Origin of the sequence: Variovorax nivicola, from assembly GCF_051216475.1 — a bacterium.
Classification (GTDB): domain Bacteria; phylum Pseudomonadota; class Gammaproteobacteria; order Burkholderiales; family Burkholderiaceae_C; genus Variovorax.
Map to the genome: position 1 here is coordinate 405,630 of NZ_JBPJZK010000003.1, position 21,335 is coordinate 426,964.

The following is a 21,335-nucleotide window of genomic DNA, read 5'->3' on the forward strand; positions in this document are numbered from 1 at the left end:
AGCGAACAACCCATGCAGCGAAATCCCTACAGTCCTCCGGAGAGCACCGTCCTCGCAACGCCTGAATCGCCGCGCAGTCCGCGGCCCATCTCGGCGTGGCTTCTGTTGATCCTCCTGGCACTGACGGAGCTCGCGCTTGCAACCGGAATCGTGCGGGAAGTCTTCCTGCTTGCGCCTTATTTCAGGCAGATACCCAATCAGTGGAGCATCTTGCTGGGTTTGGGCTTTCGCCTCGCTATCGCTGGAGTGATCTTGGTCGTCCTGGTAGGCATCTTCAAGCGAAAGCAGTGGGGGCGCTGGTTGGGCCTGCTGGCGTTGGCGCTTCTTGCCGCTACAGGCATCTTTGGGAATGACACAACCGTCTATGACAACCAGGCACAGCGGGCAGGCGGCCTGCTTGCCCAGTTCGTCCTTACACCACTGCTGATTGCGTGGTGGGTCTATGCATTCGGGTTCTCGGCCAAGGCCAAGCGATATTTCGGACTGCCAGACAAAGTGGCCTAGCCCTTTCTTGATATCTCCCGGCGCTTCAGGACGGGTTGCCCCGCTTGCTTGATCAAGGGAACGAGCTTGTGCATCGTCGAGCGCAGCAGCGATCACGGTGATGCGCTCAAAGTCGACGCGATCCCCAATTTGTTCACTGCATGGAGGCGTTCGCCAGCGCGCTTCTCCCATACATTTGAAGGTCCGCCGCGCCTCACGGCGGGACATCGATGCACACCGCAGCGATGTCGATGTGAGGCACAAAAGGCGACGGCCAAGGTGCGCTAACACCATGGCCGTCTGACCAAGTGACGTGCATGACTTTGGAAAGAGAGCACACCAGATGGCTGATCGAATTATCGCCGGGCAGAACTCGCCCGTTTCTGACGACGCAATCCACGAGCAGGACGCGTCAGGCACTCTTGAGAACAAGTTGACCCAATTGCAATCTCTGTTGAGTTGCTGCTATGGGGACGGGTGTGAGTGGTTCGATGCGATTGGGGCGACGCACCGGGACAACATCATGTGGATTGCGGCGGATTTGGCGGACGATGCGCTGCGCCTATTGCATGAAATATTGCCGCTAGTCGAGTCCTAGGAGGACGATCGCCACAGGCAAAGGAGCCTTAGCTCGGGAACGGTGATCGCGGACGTTGCCATGTCGTTGAACACTCGCTCCGGCTACGCTCGATCAATTGGGGCAGCGCAGCAAAAGCGGCGATCTCTCGCACCGTTTAGTTGAAAATGCGTCATGACTGTTCCCACCTACGATAAGTTCATCGAGCCGGTCCTTCGGTTTCTTGCCGCAAAGCCAAATGGTGCGCCGGCTCGCGATGCGCATGAGGCGGCGGCGCAGGCGCTCGGCGTCTCTGAGCCCGATCGCCAAGAACTGCTTCCGAGTGGAACGCAACCTATATATAAGAATCGGGCCGGCTGGGCGCACGATCGCCTAAAACGTGCTGGACTTTCTAGCAGCCCTCGCCGTGGATTTTGGCAACTTACCGATGAAGGCAGGGCCTTTGTGGCACAGCATCCAGCCACGCTCTTGCCAAAAGAAGTGGAGCAGCTGGCAATTGGATTCATCGATGTTCGACTGAAACCGTCGCCGACTGGCGAATCGCTCGCGTCGCCCTCGTTGCTCCAAGTTCCTCCTGCCGAATCTGCCGTCACTAGCCCTGATGATCGCCTCGGGGAAGCTCTTTCAGAGTTACGTCGATCTGTTGCAGCGGAACTCTTGGACTCGCTCAGCTCTGTCTCACCTTCTTTCTTCGAGACGATCGTTCTTGATCTACTTCACCGAATGGGATACGGCGCCAGCCGCGCAGACCTTCAGCGTGTCGGTGGTTCAGGCGATGGCGGTATTGATGGTGTTATTTCCCTGGACAAGTTGGGTCTGGAGAAAGTCTACGTTCAAGCCAAACGTTGGCAGAGTACCGTTGGGCGTCCTGAGATCCAAGGCTTCTATGGTGCCTTGGCTGGTCAGAGAGCCAACAAGGGCGTCTTCATTACGACGTCTAGCTATACCTCCCAAGCAATTGAATTTGCCAAATCGGTTGAGCGCATAGTTCTGGTTGATGGGCCGCGGATGGCTGAACTCATGATCGACCATGAGGTTGGGGTTTCAGCCCGAACGATCAAAGTACCCAAATTGGACAGTGATTACTTTGATGAAGAATCTGTCTAGTCAGCCTGTGGCGTAGGGCCTTGAAAGGCCTGATTCATAAAGAGGTGCAGTGGAAAACGAGGCGACACGCCGGTCAGGTGTGACTGCGCGGAGGCAAAAACGCAAAAAGCCCGCTATCTTTTGGATAGCGGGCTTTTGCTTTTTTGGTGCCGGAGAGATGAATCGAACACCCGACCTTCTCATTACGAATGAGCTGCTCTACCGACTGAGCTACACCGGCGAAGCCTCAGATTATAGCCAAGAAATCACGCCTTCTCGGCGTGGTACTGGGTCAACCGCTCAACTTCGTTACGCGAACCCAACATCACGCTCACCCGCTCGTGCAGTTTGGTGGGCTGCAGGTCCAGGATGCGTTGCTTGCCATTGGTGGCCGCGCCGCCGGCCTGCTCGACCAGCCAGCTCATGGGGTTGGCCTCGTACATCAGGCGCAGCTTGCCGGCCTTTTCGGGCTCGCGCTTGTCCCACGGGTACATGAAGACGCCGCCGCGCATCAGGATGCGGTGCACGTCGGCCACCATGCTGGCAATCCAGCGCATGTTGAAGTCCTTGCCGCGCGGGCCTTCCTTGCCGGCCAGGCATTCGTCGATGTAGCGCTTCATGGGCTCGTCCCAGTGGCGCATGTTGCTCATGTTGATGGCAAATTCCTTCGTGTCCGGCGGAATCTGGATGTCTTCCTGCGTCAGCACGAAGCTGCCTTGCTCGCGGTCTAGGGTGAACATGGCCACGCCGTTGCCCACGGTCAGCACCAACGTCGTTTGCGGGCCGTAGATGCAGTAGCCGGCGGCCACTTGTTGGGTGCCGGGCTGCAGAAAGTCGCCTTCCTGCACGCCGGGGTGGTCGTCGGGCTTCTTCAGCACGCTGAAGATGGTGCCGATGCTGACGTTCACGTCGATGTTGCTGCTGCCGTCGAGCGGGTCGAACATGAGCAGGTATTCGCCCTGCGGGTAGCGGTTGGGCACCACGTAGATGCTGTCCATTTCTTCGCTGGCCATGGCCGCGAGGTGGCCGCCCCATTCGTTGGCCTCAATCAGCACTTCATTGGCGATGATGTCCAGCTTCTTCTGGATCTCGCCCTGCACGTTCTCGCTCTCGGCGGTGCCGAGCACGCCACCCAGCGCGCCCTTGTTGACGGCCTGGCTGATGCTCTTGCAGGCGCGGGCGACCACTTCGAGCAGCAGGCGCAGTTGGCCGGGAATGAGGCCGTCGGCACGCTGTTGTTCGACGAGGTAGCGGGTGAGGGAAATCTTTTGTTGAGCCATGTGTCTTGTGGGGTTCGGTTGCTTCAGTTTCCGGCCAGGGCGCGGGTCACGACTTCGTGGGTGTCCTTGCTCAGGTCGGGCTTGGCGGCCACGCGGGCGATCGCTTCGCGCGCGGCGCTGCGGTACGGCTCGGCCAGCTTGCTCCAGCGGTCGAGTGCGCGCGCGAGGCGGGCAGCCACTTGCGGGTTGATGGCGTCGAGCTCGATCACGCGCTCGCTCCAGAACACGTAACCGGCCGCGTCGGGGCGGTGGAAGGCGCCGGGGTTGGCGCTGCAGTAGCTGAAGATCACGCTGCGTGCGCGGTTCGGGTTCTTCAGCGAGAAGTCGGGGTGCTTCATCAGCTGTTTCACCAGCGGCAGGATGTCGCCGCCGCGGTCGCTGGCGCCGGCCTGCAACGAGAACCACTTGTCGATGACCAGCGCTTCGTCTTTGAAGATCGAATGGAAGCGGGCCAGCGCCTGCGCCGCCAGGGTGTTGCCCGACGACACCAGTGCGTTGAGCGCATTGAAGCGGTCGGTCATGTTGCCCGCGTCTTTGAAGCGCTGCAGCGTCTTGCCCGGCCACACGACGTCGCCCGAGGCGCGCGCCGCCAGGCACAGAAAGTTGAGCGCCATGCCGGCCAGCGCGCGGCGGCCCGACGAGGTCGGGTCGGGGCTGTAGGCGCCGGTGTCGTGGTTCTCTTCATAGGCCCACTGCCAGTCGGCGAAGAGAGCGGTGGCCAACTGGGCGCGCATGGCTTCGCGCACGAGGTGCACGCGCTGCGGGTCGACCACGTCGAGCTGTTCGGCAATGTAGGTTTCCGACGGCAGCGTGAGCACCAGTTCCTTGAAGGCGGCGTCGAGCTGCGGGTTGCGCAGCACGCTGCGCATGGCGTCGATGTACGCGTCGTTAAGCACCGGCGTGGTGTCGGTGGCCAGTGCTGCAATGCCTTGCAGCGCGGCGCGCAGGCCCAGGCGCTGGCCGGCTTCCCAGCGATTGAACGGGTCGGGGTCGTTGGCCAGCAGGGTGAGCAGCTGGGCGTCGGTGTACTCGAAGTCGAGGATCACCGGTGCGCTGAAGCCGCGCAAGATGGAAGGCACGGGCTCGGCGTCGAGGCCCACGAAGGTGATCTGCTCGCCGGCGCGCGACAGCACCAGGGTGCGGGTGCCGCGGGTCACGTCGTTTTCGCCTTCGAGCTGCATCGGCAGTTCGCGGCCGTTGGCGTCGAGCAGGCCAATGTTCAGCGGAATGACGAAGGGCTCCTTCGTCGGCTGGCCCGGCGTGGGCGGGCAGCTTTGCACCACGCTCAGGGTGTAGCTGCGGTTCTGCGCGTCGTACACGCCGTGGGCTGCAAGGCGGGGCGTGCCGGCCTGGCTGTACCAGCGCTTGAACTGTGGCAGCAGGCGGGCGAGTTCCGATTCAGGGTTGGCATCGGCAATGGCCTGTGCAAAGTCGTCGCAAGTCACGGCCTGGCCGTCGTGGCGCTCGAAGTAGAGCGTGATGCCCTTCTCGAAGCCCTTGCGGCCGACCAGCGTCTGCATCATGCGCACCACCTCGGCACCCTTTTCGTAGATGGTGACGGTGTAGAAGTTGCTGATCTCGATGTAGCTGTCGGGCCGCACGGGGTGGGCCATGGGGCCCGCGTCTTCGGGGAACTGGGCGGTGCGCAGCACGCGCACGTCTTCGATGCGCTTCACGGCGCGGGCCGAGGCGTCGGCGCACAGGTCCTGGCTGAATTCCTGGTCGCGGAAGACGGTGAGGCCTTCCTTCAGCGAAAGCTGGAACCAGTCGCGGCAGGTCACGCGGTCGCCGCTCCAGTTGTGGAAGTACTCGTGGCCGACCACGCTTTCGATGTTGCTGTAGTCGGCGTCGGTGGCGGTGGCCTGGTTGGCCAGAACGTACTTCGTGTTGAAGATGTTCAGGCCCTTGTTCTCCATGGCGCCCATGTTGAAGTCGCTGGTGGCAACGATCATGAAGCGGTCCAGGTCCAGCGGCAGGCCGAAGCGGGCTTCGTCCCACAGCACCGAGTGAATCAGCGAGTTCATCGCGTGCTCGGTCTTGTCGAGGTCGCCGGCGCGCACGTACACCTGCAGCAGGTGCTCTTTGCCGTTGCGCGCCTTGATGCGCTGCTCGCGCGCCACCAGCTTGCCCGCCACCAGGGCGAACAGGTAGCTGGGTTTCTTGAAGGGGTCGACCCACTTGGCGAAGTGGCGGCCTTCGGGCAGTTCGCCCTGCTCGACCAGGTTGCCGTTCGACAGCAGCACCGGGTAGGCGGCCTTGGCGGCGCGCAGCGTCACGGTGTACATCGCCATCACGTCCGGACGGTCGAGGAAGTAGGTGATGCGGCGGAAGCCCTCGGCCTCGCACTGCGTGAAGAAGGTGTCTTCGCTCACGAACAGGCCCATCAGCTTGGTGTTCTTGATGGGGCAGCAGGTGGTGAAGATCTCGAGCTCGAAGGCATCGGGCAGGCCGTCGATGACGAGCTGTTCGCCTTCCATGCGGAAGGAAGCACCCTGGCCGTTGACCAGCACGCGCGCCAGGTTCAGCTCGTCGCCGTCCAGGCGCAGTGGCTGCACCGGCATCTCGGGGTTGCGGCGCATCTGCATGCGGTTGAGCACGCGGGTCTTGGCGGGGTCGAGGTCGAAGGTGAGGTCGACGGTGTCGATCCAGTACGCCGGAGCGGCATAGTCTTCGCGGCGGATGGCAATGGGTTGCCCTTGAGCGTCACGTAGCAGCATCGAGTGTCTCCAGAAAATTCGAATGGGCGAGTTCGTTGTAGTCGCGAACGGCGGCAATCACATGGGGGCCGGCAAGCTCGGCGGCGGTATGGGTGCTGCACACAGCCACGGCACGCATGCCGCCGCGGCGGGCGGCTTCTATGCCGAAGGGTGCGTCTTCAAAGACGATGCAGCGCTCGGGCGCAATACCGATGCGGCGCGCGGCTTCGAGAAAAATGGCGGGCGTGGGCTTGCCCGAGAAGCCTTCGTCGCCGCCCACGATGGCGAGCGGCAGCGGGTCCATCTTCAGGCGCGACATGGCGAAATCGATGTTGCCCTTGTCGCCGGCAGTGCCCACCGCCACCTTCAGGCCGCGCGCAACGGCGGCCTTGGCAAAGGCCGTGAAGCCTGCCACTTCAGTGAAGTTGTCGCTGAACATGGCGCGGTAGATCTCTTCCTTCTCGTGCACCAGCGCCTGGCACTCCTCGTCGGAGAGCTCGCGTTCGAACAGCTCGCGCATGCACTCGGTGCCGGTGCGGCCCGTGGTGCGCGCGAGGATGTCGCTCACGTCGAGCTTCAGCCCGTGGCGCGCCACGAACTCGACCCACGAGCGCGCATGCCAGGGCATGGAGTCGATCATGGTGCCGTCCATGTCGAAGATGAAGGCTTCGACCTTGCCGTGCGTCAGGCTCATCGTCTACACGCCTTGTTTCAACGAGGCTTCGATGAACACGTCGAGGTCGCCGTCCAGCACCTTCTGTGTGGCCGAAACTTCGACGTTGGTGCGCAGGTCCTTGATGCGGCTGTTGTCCAGCACGTAGCTGCGGATCTGGTGGCCCCAGCCCACGTCGGTCTTGCTGTCCTCGAGCTTCTGCTGCTCTTCCTGGCGCTTGCGCATCTCGTGGTCGTACAGGCGCGAGCGCAGGCGCTTCCACGCCACGTCGCGGTTGCTGTGCTGGCTGCGGCCGTCCTGGCACTGCACCACGATGCCGGTCGGAATGTGCGTCAGGCGCACGGCCGAGTCGGTCTTGTTGATGTGCTGGCCGCCCGCGCCGCTGGCGCGGAAGGTGTCGGTGCGCACGTCGGACGGGTTGATCTCGATCTCGATGGAGTCGTCGATTTCCGGGTACACGAAGATGCTGGCGAAGCTGGTGTGGCGGCCGCCCGACGAGTCGAACGGCGACTTGCGCACCAGGCGGTGCACGCCGGTCTCGGTGCGCAGCAGGCCGAAGGCGTAGTCGCCCTCAACCTTGATGGTCGCGCCCTTGATGCCGGCGGTGTCGCCGGGCGTTTCGTCTTCGATCTGCGTCTTGAAGCCCTTGCGCTCGGCGTACTTCAGGTACTGGCGCAGCAGCATGCTGGCCCAGTCGCAAGCCTCGGTGCCGCCGGCGCCAGCCTGGATGTCGACAAAGGCGTTCAGCGGATCGGCCGGGTTGTTGAACATCCGGCGGAATTCGAGTTGCTTGATGTCGGCTTCGAGCGTGGCGGCGTCATCGGCAATGGCCTGCAGGCCGTCCATGTCGCCGTCTTCCTTCGACATCTCGAAGAGTTCGGTGTTGTCCGAGAGCCCGTTGGTGAGCCGGTCGAGCGTGACGACCACGTCGTCGAGCGACTTCTTTTCCTTGCCCAGTTCCTGGGCCTTCTTCGGGTCGTTCCAGACGTTGGGATCTTCGAGCGATGCGTTGACCGTCCTCAGACGTTCGGCTTTGGCATCGTAGTCAAAGATACCTCCGTAAATCGACCGTACGGACGCTCAGGTCCGCGAGCATTGCGCCGATTTGGTTGATCTGTTCTGCGTCCATGGGGTGTCCTGACTGTGTTCGGGGAAACCGGGCATTTTCTCACGGGCCGGAAAGTGCCCCCGCGGCGGTGCTATTCGAGCTGGAAGTCGACGTTGATCGTGGCCGTGACGCTGATCTGGCCCACCGAAAGGTCGCCGTCCGCGCCTTCGCCCTGGCCCTCGGAGCGCGGGGCGGACTGGATCACGTTCTGCTGCATCATGCTTTGGTCGCCCCGGTAGCGGGCGCTCCAGCCACCCCAGTTCCAGCCGGAGTTTTCGCTGATCCGTATGGCCTTGCCGCGCTTCACGCCCAGCTGGGAGGTCAGCGCATCGGCTTTCTCGCGCGCGGCCACCGCGGCCAGCTCGCGGGCCTTGTCGCGGTGCTTGCGCATGTCGGAGTTGCGAAACTCGATGTTCTCGACCTGGTTGACGCCCACCCCGTACAGGTCGGTCAGCAGCGGCTCGAAGGTGTCGAGCCTGGTGATCTTGATGCCGATGCTCTTGTGGGCCCGATAGGCCACGGGGACGGTGCGGCTGACCCGGCTGTCGAACTCCGGCTCGACCTGGATGAAATTGAGCTGCACGTTCTTTTCGGGGATGCCGTAGCGCTGCTTGATCAGCGCGAGCGCCTTGGCCACGCGGTCGCTGTTGTCGCGGGTGGCCGTTTGCAGGTTGGCGTCGCGGCTCTCGACGCCTATCGTCAGGAACACTTCGTCGGGCGCTACACGCACAGCGGCCGAACCGCTCACGCTGATCTGGCCCGGCAATTGCGCAGAAGCAGCGCCGGCGCCCAGCAGCGCCAGCAGGCCGAAGCCAGCGGCGAGGATGTGTCGGGAAAACATGGTGCGTACCCTCCGGAATGGATGAAGCCCGGAAGATACCTTCAGATACGTGTCAGCAGTAAAAAGCCCTCTGGGCGTGGCGTGGGCGCACAGAGGGCAAGGGGGCAAGAAGTAAGGGGGAGCGTCGTCTGTCGGATCAGCGCCTCAGAACGCCGGCACGAGCGAGCCCTTGAACTGCGTCTCGATGAAGCTCTTCACTTCGGGCGACTGGTAGGCCGCCACCAGGCGCTTGGCCCAGGGCTTGTCCTTGTCGGCGCGGCGCACGGCGATCAGGTTGGCATACGGGCTCTTCGGCGATTCCTTGATCACGGCGTCCTTGTTCAGTGACAGGCCGGCCTTCTCGGCGTAGTCGTTGTTGATGGAGGCAATGGTCAGGTCGTCGAGCGAGCGCGGCAGCTGGGCTGCATCGAGAGCGACCAGCTTCAGCTTCTTGGGGTTCGTCACCACGTCCAGCGGCGTGGCCGTGTTGTTCTTCACCGCCTCGGGCTTCAGCGTGATCAGGCCGGCCTGCTGCAGCAGCAGCAATGCGCGGTTGCCGTTCGACGGGTCGTTCTGGATGCCGACCGAGGCGCCATCGGGCAGCTGGTCGATCGACTTGATCTTGCGCGAGTAGAAGCCCAGCGGCGCGGTGATGGTCAGGCCCACGGGCACGATGTCGAAGCCGCGCGCCTTGTTCTGGTTGTCGAGAAAGGGCTGGTGCTGGAAGGCGTTGGCGTCGAGGTCGCCCGAGGCCAGCGCCGCATTCGGCAGCTGGTAGTCGTTGAACACCACGACCTGGATGTTCAGGCCGTCCTTGGCGGCGACCTTCTTGACCACCTCGAAGATCTGCTCGCCGTTGCCGACGGAGACGCCGACCTTGAGCGTGTTCTTGTCCTGCGCGAAGGCGGCGCTGCCGGCGAAGAGGGCGGCGGCCAGCGTGGCAAGGGCGAGGGTGCGGCGGCGGAAAGTGGTGTGCATGTCGTTGCGCGAAATCAAAAAAAGAAGGCGCGAATGTGGCATTGCCGCCAGCGTTTGGGAACGAACCAATGCGCATATCGATATGGCGTGTCTTGCCCGCTACAAGATTTCCTTATGTGCATATGCGTATAAACAGCATCCTTTTTGTTCGTTCCCTTCTGGCGCTTTTGTTTTCATACTCGGCACCTTTTTGCGAACCTCCGCGACCTGCCTTTGCGCGGGCTGCGCTTCTTTTCCATGACCCACCCTACGCCTGACACGGGCCGCGGCAATCACGCGGCGCCAGTCATCCGTCTTCAATCGGTGCAGAAATCGTTCGCCTTGCCCAATGGCGAGGTGTTCGACGCCGTGCAGTCGCTGTCGCTCGACATCCAGCAGGGCGACGTGTTCGGCCTGATCGGCAAGAGCGGCGCCGGCAAATCGACGCTGCTGCGCCTCATCAACCTGCTGGAGCGGCCCGACTCGGGCCAGGTCTTCGTCGGCGGGCGCGACCTCACCACGCTCTCGCGCAGCGAACTGCGCGATACGCGCCAGAACATCGGCATGATCTTTCAGCAGTTCAACCTGCTGCAGAACGCCACGGTGTTCGACAACGTGGCCTTCCCGCTGAAGATTCACGGCCGCCATTCGAAGGCCGAGATCAACGCACGTGTGCGCGAGTGCCTGGCCCTCGTCGGCTTGGCCGAGAAGATCGACACCTACCCGGCCCAGCTCTCCGGCGGCCAGAAGCAGCGCGTGGCCATTGCCCGCGCACTGGCGCCGCGCCCGCAGGTGCTGCTGTGCGACGAGCCCACTTCGGCACTGGACTCCGAAACCACGCGCTCGCTGCTCGAAACGCTGCGCGAGATCAACCAGAAGATCGGCGTGACCATCGTGATCGTTACGCACGAGCTGTCGGTGGTCGAGGTGCTGTGCCGCAACGTGGCCATCCTCGAAAAGGGCCGGCTGGTGGAGCAGTTCGCGGTCGACGCGCCGAGCGTCGAGCGCAAGACTGCGCTGGGCCGCGAAATCGACGAACTGGTGCGCCGCCGCGAACGCGAAGCGCGCGAACCCTATTCGCCGCGCCCGCCGTCGCAGCTTGGTGCACAGGAGCTGGCCTATGTTTGAGAACATCGCCCCCATCCTCCCCGAGCTGTGGGTCGCCACCGGTCAGACCTTCATGATGCTGGCCATCGGCCTTTCGGCCGCCGTGCTCATCGGCGGGCCGCTGGGCATCCTGCTGTTCCTGCTGGGGCCCGGCCAGTCGCTCGAGAACAAGCCCGCGTTCCTGGTGCTCAACTGGCTCGTGAACACGGTGCGTTCGTTCCCTTTCATCATCCTGCTGGTGGCCCTGGTGCCGTTTACGCGGGTGATCGCGGGCACGTCGATCGGGCCACTGGCGGCCGCGGTGCCGCTGTCGTTCGCGGCCATTCCGTACCTGGCCCGGCTGGTCGACCAGTGCCTGCGCGAAGTGCCGCGCGGCGTGATCGAGGCGGCCCACGCCATGGGCGCGACCGAGCTGCAGATCGTCTGGCGCGTGCTGCTGGTCGAGGCCCGCTCGGGCCTGGTGCTGGCGCTGACAGTGCTGGCCGTGAGCTTTCTCTCGTACTCGGCCGTGGCCGGCGTGGTGGGCGGCGGCGGCATCGGCGACCTGGCCATCCGCTACGGCTACTACCGTTTCCAGACCGACGTGATGGTGCTCACCGTGGCGCTGCTCGTGGTGCTGGTACAGATCCTGCAATTCGTGGGCAACACCACGGCAAGCAGGCTCGACAAGCGTTGATCTTTCTTTTCTCCCAAGCTTTTTCTATCTCATGAAGACCGTATTCCTGCGTCGTTCCGTTCTCGCCCTGTCCCTGGCAGCCCTCTCTCTGGGCGGCCTTTCTCTGCAGGCCCACGCGCAAGACCCCGCCAAGAAGAACCTCGTGATCGGCGGCACCGCCGGCTCCAATACCGACCAGCTCAAGGCCGGCATCGTGCCGATCCTCGAGAAGAAGGGCTACAAGGTGAAGCTGGTCGAGTTCAACGACTACGTGCAGCCCAACCTTGCGCTGGCCCAGGGCTCGCTCGACGCCAATTTCTTCCAGCATCAGGTCTACCTGAAGAAGTTCGCTGCCGACCAGAAGCTCGACCTCGCCGAACTGGTGCAGGGCCCGATCGCGCCCATGGGCGTGTACTCGACCAAGCGCAAGACGCTGGCCGACGTGAAGGAAGGCGACCGCGTGACGCTGCCGAACGACCCGAGCAACCTGGCCCGCGCGCTGGTGCTGCTGGAGCAGAACAAGCTCATCACCATCAAGGCCGGCGTGGACCCGATCCGCGCGTCTGAAAAAGACGTGGCCGAGAACCCGAAGAAGCTGAAGTTCATTCCGCTCGAAGCCGCGCAGCTGCCACGTTCGCTGGGCGACACCGAATACGCCATCGTCAACGGCAACTTCGCGATCTCCTCGGGCCTGAAGCTCACCGAGGCTGTGGTGCTCGAGAAGACGCCCGACTACTACCTGAATGTGGTCGCCGTGAAGACCGCCGACAAGAACACCCAGTGGGCCAAGGACATCGCCGATGCCTACCGCTCGAAGGAGTTCAAGGCGGTGGTCGACAGCAAGTTCCAGGGCTACGCCAAGCCCAGCTTCCTGCAATAACCTTCCTTCAAGAAAAGGACGCCTCATGCCCGTTCTGGCCGTATTCGATGCTCAGGGAAGCTGGCGCGACACGCATGTGTGCGACGGCTGGATCACCGAACACCTGGCCGGGCAGGGCGTGAGCTGGGGGCGCGGCAAGAAGAAGGGGCAGCGCGTGCTCGACAGCGCGGGGCTGTTCTATGTGCCGACTGCCGACGGCTACCTGGGGCTGCTGCTGGAAGCCGGCGAGTGGGCAGCGATGCCGGCGGGCAAGCCGCATTTCTTCGATGCGGGCGAAGCCGAGTCGCTTGACGGTCTGCCTGCCGCGCTGCCGCTGTTCGAAGCCTTTGTCGAAGAAGTGCTGTCCCTCACGGGTAACGACGCCGACGAGGAGTGAAGGAGGGCGTTCTTGTTCGGGGTGCGTGCGAATGACACCGGGTGCTCCCCTCCGCGAATGTCCCCCGGCCTTCGGCCTCCTCCTTTATTTCGCTGCGGGGAGCACCCGATGCCATTCGCACATGGGCGCTGCCGGTGTGCGGCTGGATCAAGCGCTGCGCTGAACGATCACGTCGATGGGGTGCCTTGCGCAGCGAAATAAAGGGGGAGGCCGCAGGCCGGAGGACATTCGCGGAGCAAGGTACCCCATCGGCGTGATCGCACCCCCAACGGTGCCCCCCAACAGCCCTCAAGCCGCCAGCCGCTGCGCTGTCCGCCCGGCAGGCCGCGCCAGCCCCAGATGGTCGCGCAGCGTGCGGCCTTCGTACTCGGTGCGGAAGATCCCGCGCTTCTGCAGGATCGGCACCACGCCGTCGACGAAATCCTGCAGCCCATGCGGCAGCGCATCTGGCATCAGGTTGAACCCATCGGCTGCACCTGCCTTGAACCAGCGCTCGATATCGTCAGCGATCTGCTCTGGCGTGCCGACGATCACGCGGTGCCCGCCGCCGCCTGCCAGTTCGCGAATCAGCTGCCGCACTGTGTAGCCGTGCGTACGGCCTGCCGCGACCACGGCGTTGAAGAAGGTGTGGTTGCCGTTGCCATTGCCTGGCAGCGGGAGGTCTTCAGGCAGGCGCTCGTCGAGCTTCAGGCGGTCGGGGGTGATGCCCAGCGTGCCGGCGATGCGCGTCAGGCTGTAGTCCCACGGGATCAGGTCGACCAGCTCGTCGCGCCGGCGGAGGGCTTCGGCCTCGGTGCTGCCGACGATGGTGGTCAGGCCCGCGAGCACCTTCACTGCGTCAGGGCCGCGGCCCAACTCGGCGGCGCGCGTCTTCAGCGCGCGGGCATACGCGAGCGATTCCTCGAACGACTGCGAGGCCGAGAACACCGCCTCTGCATGGCGCGATGCCAGCTCGCGCCCGTCGGCCGAAGCCCCGGCCTGTACCAGCACCGGGTGGCCCTGCGGCGGGCGCGGCAGGTTCAGTGGGCCCTGCACCGCGAAGTGCTCGCCGCGGTGCGCAATGGGGTGCACCTTGGCCGTGTCGATGAAGCTGCCGGTGGCCTTGTCGCCGATGAAGGCGTCGTCTTCCCAGCTGTCCCACAGCGCCTTCACGATGTCGGTGAACTCCGAGGCGCGTGCGTAGCGCTTCGCATGGTCGGGCGTGGCGTCGAGGCCGAAGTTGCGTGCCGACGGCAGGTCAGCCGTGGTCACCACGTTCCAGCCCGCGCGGCCGCCGCTCACATGGTCGAGCGTGGCGAAGCGGCGGGCGATGTTGTAGGGCTCGTTGTAGCTGGTCGAGGCGGTGGCGATCAGGCCGATGTGCGTGGTGGCCGCGGCCACGCAGGCCAGCAGCACCGTGGGCTCCAGCGCGGTGATCGGGCGGAAGTTGATCTGGTCGACGATGGCCGCGTTGTCCGCGAGGAACACCGCATCGAGCTTGGCCGACTCGGCGATCTGCGCCGTGCGGATGTAGTGCTGGATGTCGGCAAAGGCCCACGGATCGCTCTCCGGCAGGCGCCAGGCCGAGGGCACGAAGCCCGAATGCAGGATGTTGACGTTGAGGTGCAGTTGCCGGGGCCTGGGGCTGTTCGAAAGGCTCATTGGGAGAAGTAGTCGGGCAGCCGGTAGCCGGCCCATGTCGGGTTGGCCCTGAAGAAGCGTTGGAACTCGGCCGACTGGTAGGCCGCCGCGATGTCTTTTGCGAACTGGGCTTGCTCGTTGCTGCGCTTGACGGCCACCACGTTCACATAGGGCAGCGTCATGTTCTCGAGCTTGAGCGCATCGGTGAGCTTCAGGCCCGAGGCCACTGCGAAGTTGCCCTGCACGGCGGCAATGTCTGCATCGGCCAGCGAGCGCGGGGCCTGCGCGGCTTCGAGCGGCACCAGCTTCAGGCGCTTCGGGTTGTTCACGATGTCGCGCTCCGAAACCGCGAGCGGGCTCACGCCCGGCTTGAGCGTGACCCAGCCGATGGCCGCGAGGATGTTGAGTGCGCGCGCCGCGTTCACCGGGTCGGACGGCAGCGTGACCGTGGCGCCGTCGGGCACCGCATCGAGCGACTTGTGGCGCTGCGAGTACAGGCCCATCGGCGGCGTTGGCACATGCACCACCGGCACGAGGTCGAAGCCCTGCTGCTTGTTGGTGGCGTTGAGGTACAGCGTGTGCTGGAAGATGTTGGCGTCGATCTGGCCGCGCTCCACCGCATCGTTGGGCTGCACGCCCTGGCTGAACTCGACGTACTTGACGGTGTAGCCCAGTTTCTTCAGCTGGGGCTCGATGCCGTTCGTGAAGGCATCGCGGTACGGGCCGGGCATGAAGCCCACGCGCAGGTCGGCGGCGTGGGCGGAAACCTGGAGAAGCAGGCTCAGGGCAAGGCTGCCGAGCAGCGGGGCGGACCAGCGCGCCAGCGAGGGCGCGCGCGAAGAAAAGCGCATGACAGGCAACTCCGGGGGAGGCAAAGGGAGCTGGGCACTCTAGGCCGCGGTGCCGGCGGCGCGAACGAAGATTCGCGCGCTTCTATATCCGCTCGTCGAATATCGAAGCAGCCTCAGCCACCGGCTTCGCTCTTCAGGAAGTCAACGAACGCGCGCAGCGGCGCAGGCATGTGCGTGCGGCTCGGGTAGTACAGGAACGGCCCTGAAAAACTCTGCCACCAGTCTTCGAGCACGGGCATCAGCGTGCCGCGGTCGATTGAGGGCCGCAGGTATTCATCGAAGGTGTAGATCACGCCCAGGCCCGACTCGGCGGCGTGCAGTCCGAGGTCGAGCATCGACGAGATCAGCGGCCCGACCGGCGTGATCTTGATGGCCTTGCCCTTGCGCACGAAGCCCCATGTCGCGAGCACGCCGCTCGGAAAGCGGTGGGCGATGCAGGCGTGCTGGAGCAGGTCGGTCGGGTGCTTGGGTGTGCCGCGTGCGGCCAGGTAGGCCGGCGATGCCGCGGCCACGAAGCGCTGTGTGCGCGGGCCCAGGGGCACGGCGATCATGTCGCGCGCAATGCTCTCGTCGTAGCGGATGCCGGCGTCGAAGCCTGCGGCGAGCACATCGATGAAGGTGTCGTTGGTCGTGATCTCCAGCGTGATGCCCGGGTGCTCCGCCAGGAATCGGCTGGCCAGCGGCGGCAGCACGCGCTGCGCCACGATCGTCGGCACGTTCAGCCGCAGCGTACCGGTGGGGCTGTCGCGAAAGCTGTTGAGCGTGTCGAGCGCACCCGCGATGTCGTCGAGCGCAGGCGAGATGCGGTCCAGCAGCCGCTGACCGGCTTCGGTGGGTGTGACGCTGCGCGTCGTGCGGTTCAAAAGCCGCACGCCGAGTTGCGCTTCGAGCCGCCGCATGGCCTCGCTGAGCGAGGAGGGCGATACGCCGCGCAGAGCTGCGGCACCGCGAAAGCCACGCGCCCGGGTCACGGCCACGAAGGCGCCGAGGTCGGAAAGATCGGGGTCGGTCATGGCGGGATTGTGCGTTTTCCTGCACAACCCGTGCGCTGCCGGACGGATTATCGAACGGGACGATTCCTTCCAGACTAGCGCCATGCCGTTCGCAGCCGCGTCCGGCCACAGCCAGAAAGTCAGAAAGGACACTGCAATGAAGACACTTCAACTCGGCACCAAGGGCATGAACGGCCCCAGGGTCTCCGCCTTCGGCCTCGGCTGCATGGGCATGTCGGGCATGTACGGCCCCTCGGACCGCGCGGAAAGCATCGCCACCATTTACGCCGCAATGGACGCGGGCATCACGCTGCTCGACACCGGCGACTTTTATGGCAGCGGCCACAACGAAATGCTGATCGGCGAGGCGCTCAGGGGCCTCAAGGGCTCGCAGCGCGACGCGGCGCTGGTCAGCGTGAAGTTCGGCGGCCTGCGCGATCCGGCCGGCGGCTGGGTCGGCTACGACGCGCGGCCAGCGGCGGTGAAGAACTTCGCTACTTACTCGCTGCAGCGCCTGGGCGTGGACCACATCGACATCTACCGCCCGGCGCGGCTCGACCCGAACGTGCCTATCGAGGACACCATCGGCGCCATCGCCGACCTGGTGAAGGCAGGCTACGTGCGTCACATCGGCCTGTCGGAAGTGGGCTCGCAGACCATCCGCAAGGCGGCGGCTGTGCACCCGATCTGCGACCTGCAGATCGAGTATTCGCTGATCTCGCGAGGCATCGAGGACGACATTCTCGCGACCTGTCGCGAGCTGGGCATCGGCATCACCGCGTACGGCGTGCTCTCGCGCGGCCTGATCAGCGGGCACTGGAAGAAGGATGCGGCGGGCGCGAAGGATTTTCGGGCGCACAGCCCGCGCTTCCAGGGCGAGAACGTGGACCGCAACCTCGCGCTGGTCGATGCGCTGCGCAAGATCGCCGAGGCCAAGGGCGTTACCGTCGCGCAGATCGCCATTGCATGGGTGGCGGCGCAGGGCGACGACATCGTGCCGCTGATCGGTGCACGGCAACGCACGCGGCTGGAAGAAGCGCTGGGCGCGCTGGACGTGAAGCTGGCGGCCGACGATTTCGCGGCCATCGAGCGCGCGGTACCGAAGGGCGCCGCAGCCGGCGACCGCTATGCGGCGGCGCAGATGGCGAGCCTGGACAGCGAGCCGCGCCGCACCTGAGCCTCAGTTCGCCAGGAACTCTTCGATCATCCGCGCCACGCGCTGCGGCTGATCGTGGTGGAGCATGTGACCCGCGTCTTCGAGGCGCTCGATGCGGGTGTCGGCAACCGACTTCAGGCGCTCGTGGAATTCGTCGAGCGTGTAGCGGTTCTTCCACCAGCCCTGCAGGCTGTCGTCCGAGGCCTCGACCATCAGCAGCGGCGCGGTGATGCGCGCGTAGAGCGCCAGCGTTTCGTCCACACGAAAGATGTGCGCGTTGACGATCTTGTGCGCCGCCTCGCCGAGGATCTGCCAGCGTTCGCTGCCGTCGGGCTGGGCATGGTTCACCGACCAGTGGCTGGCCAGCCAGTTGGCTTTGTCGGGCGTGAGGCGCGGGTTGGTCTTCATGAGGCGGCGCGCCACGCCGTCCACCGCCGAATAGCCGGCCAGCGCCATCTCGCCACTGTGCAGGCGCTTGAGCTCGTCGATCCACTGGCCGTAGCGCGCGGGTGCTTCCTCGGGCTTGCGCGCGGGCATGCCGAAGCCTTCGAGATTGACGAGGCGGCGGATGCGCTGGGGCCGCACGCCGGCGTAGTGCATGGCGACGTTGCCGCCCATGCTGTGGCCGACGAGGTCGACTTGCCTTGCGTTGTCATCCTCGCCCGCGTAGTGGTCGAGCAGCCATTCGAGGTCGGCCAGGTAGTCGGCGAGCCAGTAGTTGTCGACACCGCCACCATCGGTCAGGCCGAAGCCGCGCCAGTCGGGGGCGATGATGAAGCGGTCTTCCTCCATCGCATCGACCACAAACTGCCACGATGCGGCCACGTCCATCCAGCCATGCACCAGCACCAGCGGCGGGCGCGTGTCGGAGGGCTGGCCCCAGAGGCGCACGTGGTAGCTGAGGTTGCGCACGGGCACGAATTCGCTGCGGGAGGGGCGGAGGGCTTGGTACATGGACGTCGATGATAAGGAGGCCTTTGTGCTGACGCAGTCCGGCACAGGACAGCGGGTGGGGGCGGAACGCTCGGGTTTTGACGGGGCGGCCAGCGGGGTGTGGGGCGGGGCGGTAGCATCCCGCGCATGAAAAAGATCCAACTCGGTCAAAGCGACCTGCACGTCACCCCGATCTGCCTTGGCACGATGACCTTCGGCGAACAGGTCGACGAGCCCACCTCCCACGCCATCCTGAGCCGCTCGCTCGAGCGCGGCGTCGACTTCATCGACACCGCCGAGATGTACTCGGTGCCCACGCGCAAGGAAACCTACAGCGTCACCGAGACCATCATCGGCAACTGGTTCGCCGCCAACCCCGGCGCGCGCGAGAAGCTGGTGGTCGCGACCAAGGTGGCCGGCCCCTCGCGCGGCATGCCCTGGGTGCGCGAAGGCAGCGGCATGACGGCGGCCGACATCGAAGCCTCGTGCAACGCCAGCCTGAAGCGGCTGCGCACGGACGTCATCGACCTTTATCAGATCCACTGGCCGGAGCGCCACGTGCCGCTGTTCGGCAACATGTATTACGACCCGGCGAAGGAAACCTCGAAGACGCCGATCCACGAGCAACTCGAGGCGCTGGGCAAGCTGGTGAAGGCGGGCAAGGTGCGCGCCATTGGCCTGTCGAACGAAACGCCCTACGGCGTGCACGAGTTCGTGCGGCTGGCCGAGCAACACGGGCTGCCGCGCGTGGCGACGGTGCAGAACGTGTACAGCCTCATCAGCCGTGGCTACGAGAACGGGCTGGACGAGACGATGCACCGGCTGGGCGTGTCGCTGCTGGCGTACTCGCCGCTGGCCTTCGGCCTGCTGACGGGCAAGTACGACCAGAGCGGCATCGAGGGGCCGGATGCGCCGAAGGGCGCGCGTATTTCAAGCTACGAATCGGTGCGCAAGCAGCGTTGGGGCCGCCCCGATTCGCTGCGCGCGGCCAAGCGCTACAACCAGCTGGCCCGCGACAACGGCCTGACGCCGACTCAGCTGGCGCTGGCCTTCTGCTACACGAAGTGGCAGGTGGCGAGCACGATCATCGGCGTGACCTCGGTGGCGCAGCTGGAAGAAGACCTGGATGTGTACGGCACGACGCTGTCGCCGGAAATCCTGGCGGAGATCGATAAGATCCGCTGGGACATCCGCGACCCCGCGGCGTAATTTTCAACGGCCGCACTCGCCTTGGGCGGCGGCCAGCGCGAGGGCTGGCAGGCTCAGCAGGCCCATGTTGCTGCCTTTGAACTGGCCTTTCATGCAGTCGCCGTGTGCAGAGCTTGCGACGCCTGCGCTCAACCTGGAATCGAATGCGGAGCGTGGGCTGCCGTTGAGGTCCTGGCCGGCACGGTCGGCGAAGGAGCGTTCGCGGCCGATGTCGCGCAGGGCGCGGCGGGTGCTTTCCGAATGAAGGATCAGTGGCGCTGGGCTCGTTGTGGTTTGCGGCGATTCTGTGGCTGGTGCAGCGGGGGCGGTGGTCGCCTTGCCGCGAGCAGCTCGGGGCATGCGAGTGGTTGTCGCGCGTGTGGCCGTAGTCGTGGTTCGAGGGGGCTCGGCCTTCGCGGGGGCCTCGACCTGCACCACCTCCATGACCATCCGCTTCACCGGAACGGTCTTGCGGCCATGCGGCTGCGTGGCGACCAGCAGCAGCCAGAGCACCGCTGCGTGCATCGCCACCACGGCCAGCACGAGCACGGTCAGGGCGGGGCGGCGCATCGGTGCCCGAGGTAGAACGAAGCCGTGGCCACCGGGGCTGGCGTATGCTGCATGGCTGGACCGGAATTCAATGTAGTGCGGCAGATTTTTTGCCGTGGAACGCCAGGTTTTCTGAAGCGATCCTGAACCCGCAATTGCCACCGCGATGGCCAAGAAAAGCACCCACACCTCCGAGACGCCCGCCACCCAGCTGCTGCGCGCGCACAAGATCACTTTCACCGAGCACCCCTACGAGTACGTCGAGCACGGCGGCGCGCAGCGCGGCGCCGAGATGCTCGGGCTCGACCCGTTCACCGTCATCAAGACGCTGGTGATGCAAGACCAGGACGCCAAGCCGCTGATCGTGCTGATGCACGGCAACCGCACGGTGTCTACCAAGAACCTCGCGCGGCAGATCGGCGCCAAGTCGGTCGAGCCTTGCAAGCCCGAAGTGGCGCAGCGGCACAGCGGCTACATGGTGGGCGGCACCTCGCCGTTTGGCACGCGGCGCGAGATGCCGGTGTACGTGGAGTCGACCGTCCTCGAACTGCCGAGGATCGTGCTCAACGGCGGGCGCCGCGGCTACCTGATCGGCATCGATCCGCAGGTGTGCGTGGAGCTGCTGGGCGCGAAGCCCGTGCAGTGTGCGCTGGCAGAATAGCCGGCGCCGAACAGAACAACAACCATCCCCCGCGGAGTGCCGTCTTGAGTTTCAACTTGCCTTCCCTCATCGCCATCGTGGCGTCGTACCTGATCGGCTCGCTGTCCTTCGCGGTCATCGTGAGCAAGGCGCTCGGCATGGCCGATCCGCGCAGCTACGGCAGCAAGAACCCCGGCGCCACCAATGTGCTGCGCTCGGGCAACAAGGGCGCGGCGCTGGCCACGCTGCTGCTCGACGCTATCAAGGGCTGGGTGCCGGTGTTTTTGATTCACCGGTTCGGCGCGCAGTGGGGGCTGGGAGAGGGCGTTGCCGCGCTGGCTGGCCTGGCGGCGTTCCTCGGCCACCTGTATCCGGTGTTCTTCGGCTTCCAGGGTGGCAAGGGCGTGGCCACCGCGGCGGGCGTGCTGGTGGGCATTGCGCCCTGGCTGGGGCTGGCGACTGGCGCCACCTGGCTGATCATTGCGGTCTTTTTCCGCTACTCGTCGTTGTCTTCGCTGGTGGCGGCCTTCTTCGCACCGGCCTACTATCTGATCGGCGGCGGCATCGCGTGGACGCTCGACCGCACAGTGCTGATCGCGCTCATCGTCATGAGCCTGCTGCTGATCTGGCGGCACCGCGAAAACATCCGCCGGCTCGCGGCCGGCACGGAGTCGAAGCTCGGCTCCAAGAAGAAACAGGACTGAAGAA

At 64.9% G+C, this 21,335-nt stretch carries 22 protein-coding genes and 1 tRNA gene; 11 read left to right on the forward strand and 12 right to left on the reverse strand.

Annotated elements, in window-relative coordinates; translation table 11 throughout:
* Positions 1-12: 12 nt before the first annotated feature.
* The 3 genes from ACSFBF_RS14580 to ACSFBF_RS14590 all read left to right on the forward strand — a co-directional run bounded on the left by ACSFBF_RS14580 (position 13) and on the right by ACSFBF_RS14590 (position 2,167).
* Positions 13-504: a hypothetical protein gene (locus ACSFBF_RS14580; RefSeq protein ID WP_435468085.1), complete on the forward strand. Its 492-nt coding sequence runs from the start codon at positions 13-15 to the stop codon at positions 502-504.
* Positions 505-826: 322 nt separating this feature from the next.
* The gene (locus tag ACSFBF_RS14585; RefSeq protein ID WP_435468087.1) at positions 827-1,081 is read left to right on the forward strand and encodes a hypothetical protein; all 255 of its coding nucleotides are present in this window, start codon (positions 827-829) and stop codon (positions 1,079-1,081) included.
* A 153-nt stretch (positions 1,082-1,234) separates the two neighbouring features.
* On the forward strand, positions 1,235-2,167 hold the full coding sequence (locus ACSFBF_RS14590; protein ID WP_435468089.1) for a restriction endonuclease: 933 nt from the start codon (positions 1,235-1,237) through the stop codon (positions 2,165-2,167).
* A gap of 144 nt (positions 2,168-2,311) precedes the next feature.
* Here the strand turns inward: ACSFBF_RS14590 and ACSFBF_RS14595 are convergent.
* The 7 genes from ACSFBF_RS14595 to ACSFBF_RS14625 all read right to left on the reverse strand — a co-directional run bounded on the left by ACSFBF_RS14595 (position 2,312) and on the right by ACSFBF_RS14625 (position 9,701).
* Positions 2,312-2,387 (reverse strand) — tRNA-Thr (locus ACSFBF_RS14595).
* 25 nt (positions 2,388-2,412) lie between these two features.
* Positions 2,413-3,426, reverse strand: coding sequence for a class 1 fructose-bisphosphatase (locus ACSFBF_RS14600; protein ID WP_435468091.1), 1,014 nt, complete (start codon positions 3,424-3,426; stop codon positions 2,413-2,415).
* 23 nt (positions 3,427-3,449) lie between these two features.
* Positions 3,450-6,143: an aminopeptidase N gene (gene pepN, locus ACSFBF_RS14605; protein WP_435468093.1), complete on the reverse strand. Its 2,694-nt coding sequence runs from the start codon at positions 6,141-6,143 to the stop codon at positions 3,450-3,452.
* The gene (locus tag ACSFBF_RS14610; protein WP_435468095.1) at positions 6,130-6,816 is read right to left on the reverse strand and encodes an HAD family hydrolase; all 687 of its coding nucleotides are present in this window, start codon (positions 6,814-6,816) and stop codon (positions 6,130-6,132) included. Before ACSFBF_RS14610 ends, pepN begins: the two co-directional genes overlap by 14 nt.
* Before the next feature lie 3 nt (positions 6,817-6,819).
* Positions 6,820-7,924 (reverse strand): peptide chain release factor 2 gene (prfB, locus tag ACSFBF_RS14615; protein WP_108137465.1). Its coding sequence is split into 2 segments (ribosomal slippage): positions 6,820-7,842 and positions 7,844-7,924, totalling 1,104 coding nucleotides; the frame shifts between segments, so codons are not numbered across the junction.
* A 70-nt stretch (positions 7,925-7,994) separates the two neighbouring features.
* Positions 7,995-8,744 (reverse strand): SIMPL domain-containing protein, encoded by a 750-nt coding sequence (locus ACSFBF_RS14620; protein WP_435468097.1) that lies wholly within the window; start codon positions 8,742-8,744, stop codon positions 7,995-7,997.
* A 144-nt stretch (positions 8,745-8,888) separates the two neighbouring features.
* Positions 8,889-9,701: a MetQ/NlpA family ABC transporter substrate-binding protein gene (locus ACSFBF_RS14625; protein WP_435468099.1), complete on the reverse strand. Its 813-nt coding sequence runs from the start codon at positions 9,699-9,701 to the stop codon at positions 8,889-8,891.
* A 237-nt stretch (positions 9,702-9,938) separates the two neighbouring features.
* On the opposite strand from ACSFBF_RS14625, the gene ACSFBF_RS14630 reads away from it, so the two are divergent.
* Genes ACSFBF_RS14630 through ACSFBF_RS14645 form a run of 4 tightly spaced genes read left to right on the forward strand, consistent with a single transcriptional unit; the run spans position 9,939 to position 12,698 of the window.
* Positions 9,939-10,808 carry a methionine ABC transporter ATP-binding protein gene (locus ACSFBF_RS14630; protein WP_435468100.1) on the forward strand — a complete coding sequence of 290 codons (870 nt, stop codon included), beginning with the start codon at positions 9,939-9,941 and terminating at the stop codon, positions 10,806-10,808.
* Positions 10,801-11,463 (forward strand): methionine ABC transporter permease, encoded by a 663-nt coding sequence (locus ACSFBF_RS14635; protein WP_007835547.1) that lies wholly within the window; start codon positions 10,801-10,803, stop codon positions 11,461-11,463. Before ACSFBF_RS14630 ends, ACSFBF_RS14635 begins: the two co-directional genes overlap by 8 nt.
* Positions 11,464-11,494: 31 nt before the next feature.
* On the forward strand, positions 11,495-12,322 hold the full coding sequence (locus ACSFBF_RS14640; protein ID WP_435468101.1) for a MetQ/NlpA family ABC transporter substrate-binding protein: 828 nt from the start codon (positions 11,495-11,497) through the stop codon (positions 12,320-12,322).
* 25 nt (positions 12,323-12,347) lie between these two features.
* Positions 12,348-12,698, forward strand: a complete 351-nt coding sequence (locus ACSFBF_RS14645; protein ID WP_093176862.1) for a cupin domain-containing protein — start codon at positions 12,348-12,350, stop codon at positions 12,696-12,698.
* Between the two features lie 288 nt (positions 12,699-12,986).
* Here ACSFBF_RS14645 and ACSFBF_RS14650 read toward each other — a convergent pair whose 3' ends face one another.
* The 3 genes from ACSFBF_RS14650 to ACSFBF_RS14660 all read right to left on the reverse strand — a co-directional run bounded on the left by ACSFBF_RS14650 (position 12,987) and on the right by ACSFBF_RS14660 (position 16,182).
* The gene (locus ACSFBF_RS14650) at positions 12,987-14,339 is read right to left on the reverse strand and encodes an LLM class flavin-dependent oxidoreductase (protein ID WP_435468102.1); all 1,353 of its coding nucleotides are present in this window, start codon (positions 14,337-14,339) and stop codon (positions 12,987-12,989) included.
* Positions 14,336-15,169 (reverse strand): MetQ/NlpA family ABC transporter substrate-binding protein, encoded by an 834-nt coding sequence (locus ACSFBF_RS14655; RefSeq protein WP_435468104.1) that lies wholly within the window; start codon positions 15,167-15,169, stop codon positions 14,336-14,338. The genes ACSFBF_RS14650 and ACSFBF_RS14655 overlap by 4 nt, the downstream gene beginning before the upstream one ends.
* A gap of 113 nt (positions 15,170-15,282) precedes the next feature.
* Positions 15,283-16,182, reverse strand: a complete 900-nt coding sequence (locus ACSFBF_RS14660; protein ID WP_435468106.1) for a LysR substrate-binding domain-containing protein — start codon at positions 16,180-16,182, stop codon at positions 15,283-15,285.
* Between the two features lie 136 nt (positions 16,183-16,318).
* On the opposite strand from ACSFBF_RS14660, the gene ACSFBF_RS14665 reads away from it, so the two are divergent.
* Positions 16,319-17,338, forward strand: coding sequence for an aldo/keto reductase (locus tag ACSFBF_RS14665; protein WP_435468108.1), 1,020 nt, complete (start codon positions 16,319-16,321; stop codon positions 17,336-17,338).
* Between the two features lie 3 nt (positions 17,339-17,341).
* Here ACSFBF_RS14665 and ACSFBF_RS14670 read toward each other — a convergent pair whose 3' ends face one another.
* Positions 17,342-18,271: an alpha/beta fold hydrolase gene (locus ACSFBF_RS14670; RefSeq protein WP_435468110.1), complete on the reverse strand. Its 930-nt coding sequence runs from the start codon at positions 18,269-18,271 to the stop codon at positions 17,342-17,344.
* 126 nt (positions 18,272-18,397) lie between these two features.
* Here ACSFBF_RS14670 and ACSFBF_RS14675 point away from each other — a divergent pair, with 126 nt between their 5' ends.
* Entirely contained in the window at positions 18,398-19,459 is a 1,062-nt protein-coding gene (locus ACSFBF_RS14675) for an aldo/keto reductase (protein WP_258353773.1), read from the forward strand.
* A 3-nt stretch (positions 19,460-19,462) separates the two neighbouring features.
* On the opposite strand, the gene ACSFBF_RS14680 is transcribed toward ACSFBF_RS14675, so the two are convergent.
* Positions 19,463-20,008, reverse strand: a complete 546-nt coding sequence (locus ACSFBF_RS14680; RefSeq protein WP_435468113.1) for a hypothetical protein — start codon at positions 20,006-20,008, stop codon at positions 19,463-19,465.
* Positions 20,009-20,153: 145 nt separating this feature from the next.
* On the opposite strand from ACSFBF_RS14680, the gene ACSFBF_RS14685 reads away from it, so the two are divergent.
* Positions 20,154-20,648 (forward strand): aminoacyl-tRNA deacylase, encoded by a 495-nt coding sequence (locus tag ACSFBF_RS14685; RefSeq protein ID WP_435468115.1) that lies wholly within the window; start codon positions 20,154-20,156, stop codon positions 20,646-20,648.
* Positions 20,649-20,692: 44 nt separating this feature from the next.
* Entirely contained in the window at positions 20,693-21,331 is a 639-nt protein-coding gene (gene plsY / locus ACSFBF_RS14690) for a glycerol-3-phosphate 1-O-acyltransferase PlsY (protein ID WP_435468117.1), read from the forward strand.
* The last annotated feature ends 4 nt before the right edge of the window (positions 21,332-21,335 follow it).

Excerpts from the sequence above, each read along its gene's own strand:
- ACSFBF_RS14645 (WP_093176862.1), top strand. The coding sequence starts at position 12,348 with ATGCCCGTTCTGGCCGTATTCGATGCTCAGGGAAGCTGGCGCGACACG.
- ACSFBF_RS14590 (WP_435468089.1), top strand. The coding sequence starts at position 1,235 with ATGACTGTTCCCACCTACGATAAGTTCATCGAGCCGGTCCTTCGGTTT.
- ACSFBF_RS14625 (WP_435468099.1), bottom strand. The coding sequence starts at position 9,701 with ATGCACACCACTTTCCGCCGCCGCACCCTCGCCCTTGCCACGCTGGCC.
- ACSFBF_RS14655 (WP_435468104.1), bottom strand. The coding sequence starts at position 15,169 with ATGCGCTTTTCTTCGCGCGCGCCCTCGCTGGCGCGCTGGTCCGCCCCG.
- ACSFBF_RS14580 (WP_435468085.1), top strand. The coding sequence starts at position 13 with ATGCAGCGAAATCCCTACAGTCCTCCGGAGAGCACCGTCCTCGCAACG.
- ACSFBF_RS14610 (WP_435468095.1), bottom strand. The coding sequence starts at position 6,816 with ATGAGCCTGACGCACGGCAAGGTCGAAGCCTTCATCTTCGACATGGAC.
- ACSFBF_RS14665 (WP_435468108.1), top strand. The coding sequence starts at position 16,319 with ATGAAGACACTTCAACTCGGCACCAAGGGCATGAACGGCCCCAGGGTC.
- ACSFBF_RS14675 (WP_258353773.1), top strand. The coding sequence starts at position 18,398 with ATGAAAAAGATCCAACTCGGTCAAAGCGACCTGCACGTCACCCCGATC.
- ACSFBF_RS14620 (WP_435468097.1), bottom strand. The coding sequence starts at position 8,744 with ATGTTTTCCCGACACATCCTCGCCGCTGGCTTCGGCCTGCTGGCGCTG.
- ACSFBF_RS14630 (WP_435468100.1), top strand. The coding sequence starts at position 9,939 with ATGACCCACCCTACGCCTGACACGGGCCGCGGCAATCACGCGGCGCCA.
- ACSFBF_RS14680 (WP_435468113.1), bottom strand. The coding sequence starts at position 20,008 with ATGCGCCGCCCCGCCCTGACCGTGCTCGTGCTGGCCGTGGTGGCGATG.
- ACSFBF_RS14640 (WP_435468101.1), top strand. The coding sequence starts at position 11,495 with ATGAAGACCGTATTCCTGCGTCGTTCCGTTCTCGCCCTGTCCCTGGCA.
- ACSFBF_RS14650 (WP_435468102.1), bottom strand. The coding sequence starts at position 14,339 with ATGAGCCTTTCGAACAGCCCCAGGCCCCGGCAACTGCACCTCAACGTC.
- ACSFBF_RS14660 (WP_435468106.1), bottom strand. The coding sequence starts at position 16,182 with ATGACCGACCCCGATCTTTCCGACCTCGGCGCCTTCGTGGCCGTGACC.
- pepN (WP_435468093.1), bottom strand. The coding sequence starts at position 6,143 with ATGCTGCTACGTGACGCTCAAGGGCAACCCATTGCCATCCGCCGCGAA.
- ACSFBF_RS14585 (WP_435468087.1), top strand. The coding sequence starts at position 827 with ATGGCTGATCGAATTATCGCCGGGCAGAACTCGCCCGTTTCTGACGAC.
- ACSFBF_RS14670 (WP_435468110.1), bottom strand. The coding sequence starts at position 18,271 with ATGTACCAAGCCCTCCGCCCCTCCCGCAGCGAATTCGTGCCCGTGCGC.
- ACSFBF_RS14635 (WP_007835547.1), top strand. The coding sequence starts at position 10,801 with ATGTTTGAGAACATCGCCCCCATCCTCCCCGAGCTGTGGGTCGCCACC.
- ACSFBF_RS14600 (WP_435468091.1), bottom strand. The coding sequence starts at position 3,426 with ATGGCTCAACAAAAGATTTCCCTCACCCGCTACCTCGTCGAACAACAG.
- ACSFBF_RS14685 (WP_435468115.1), top strand. The coding sequence starts at position 20,154 with ATGGCCAAGAAAAGCACCCACACCTCCGAGACGCCCGCCACCCAGCTG.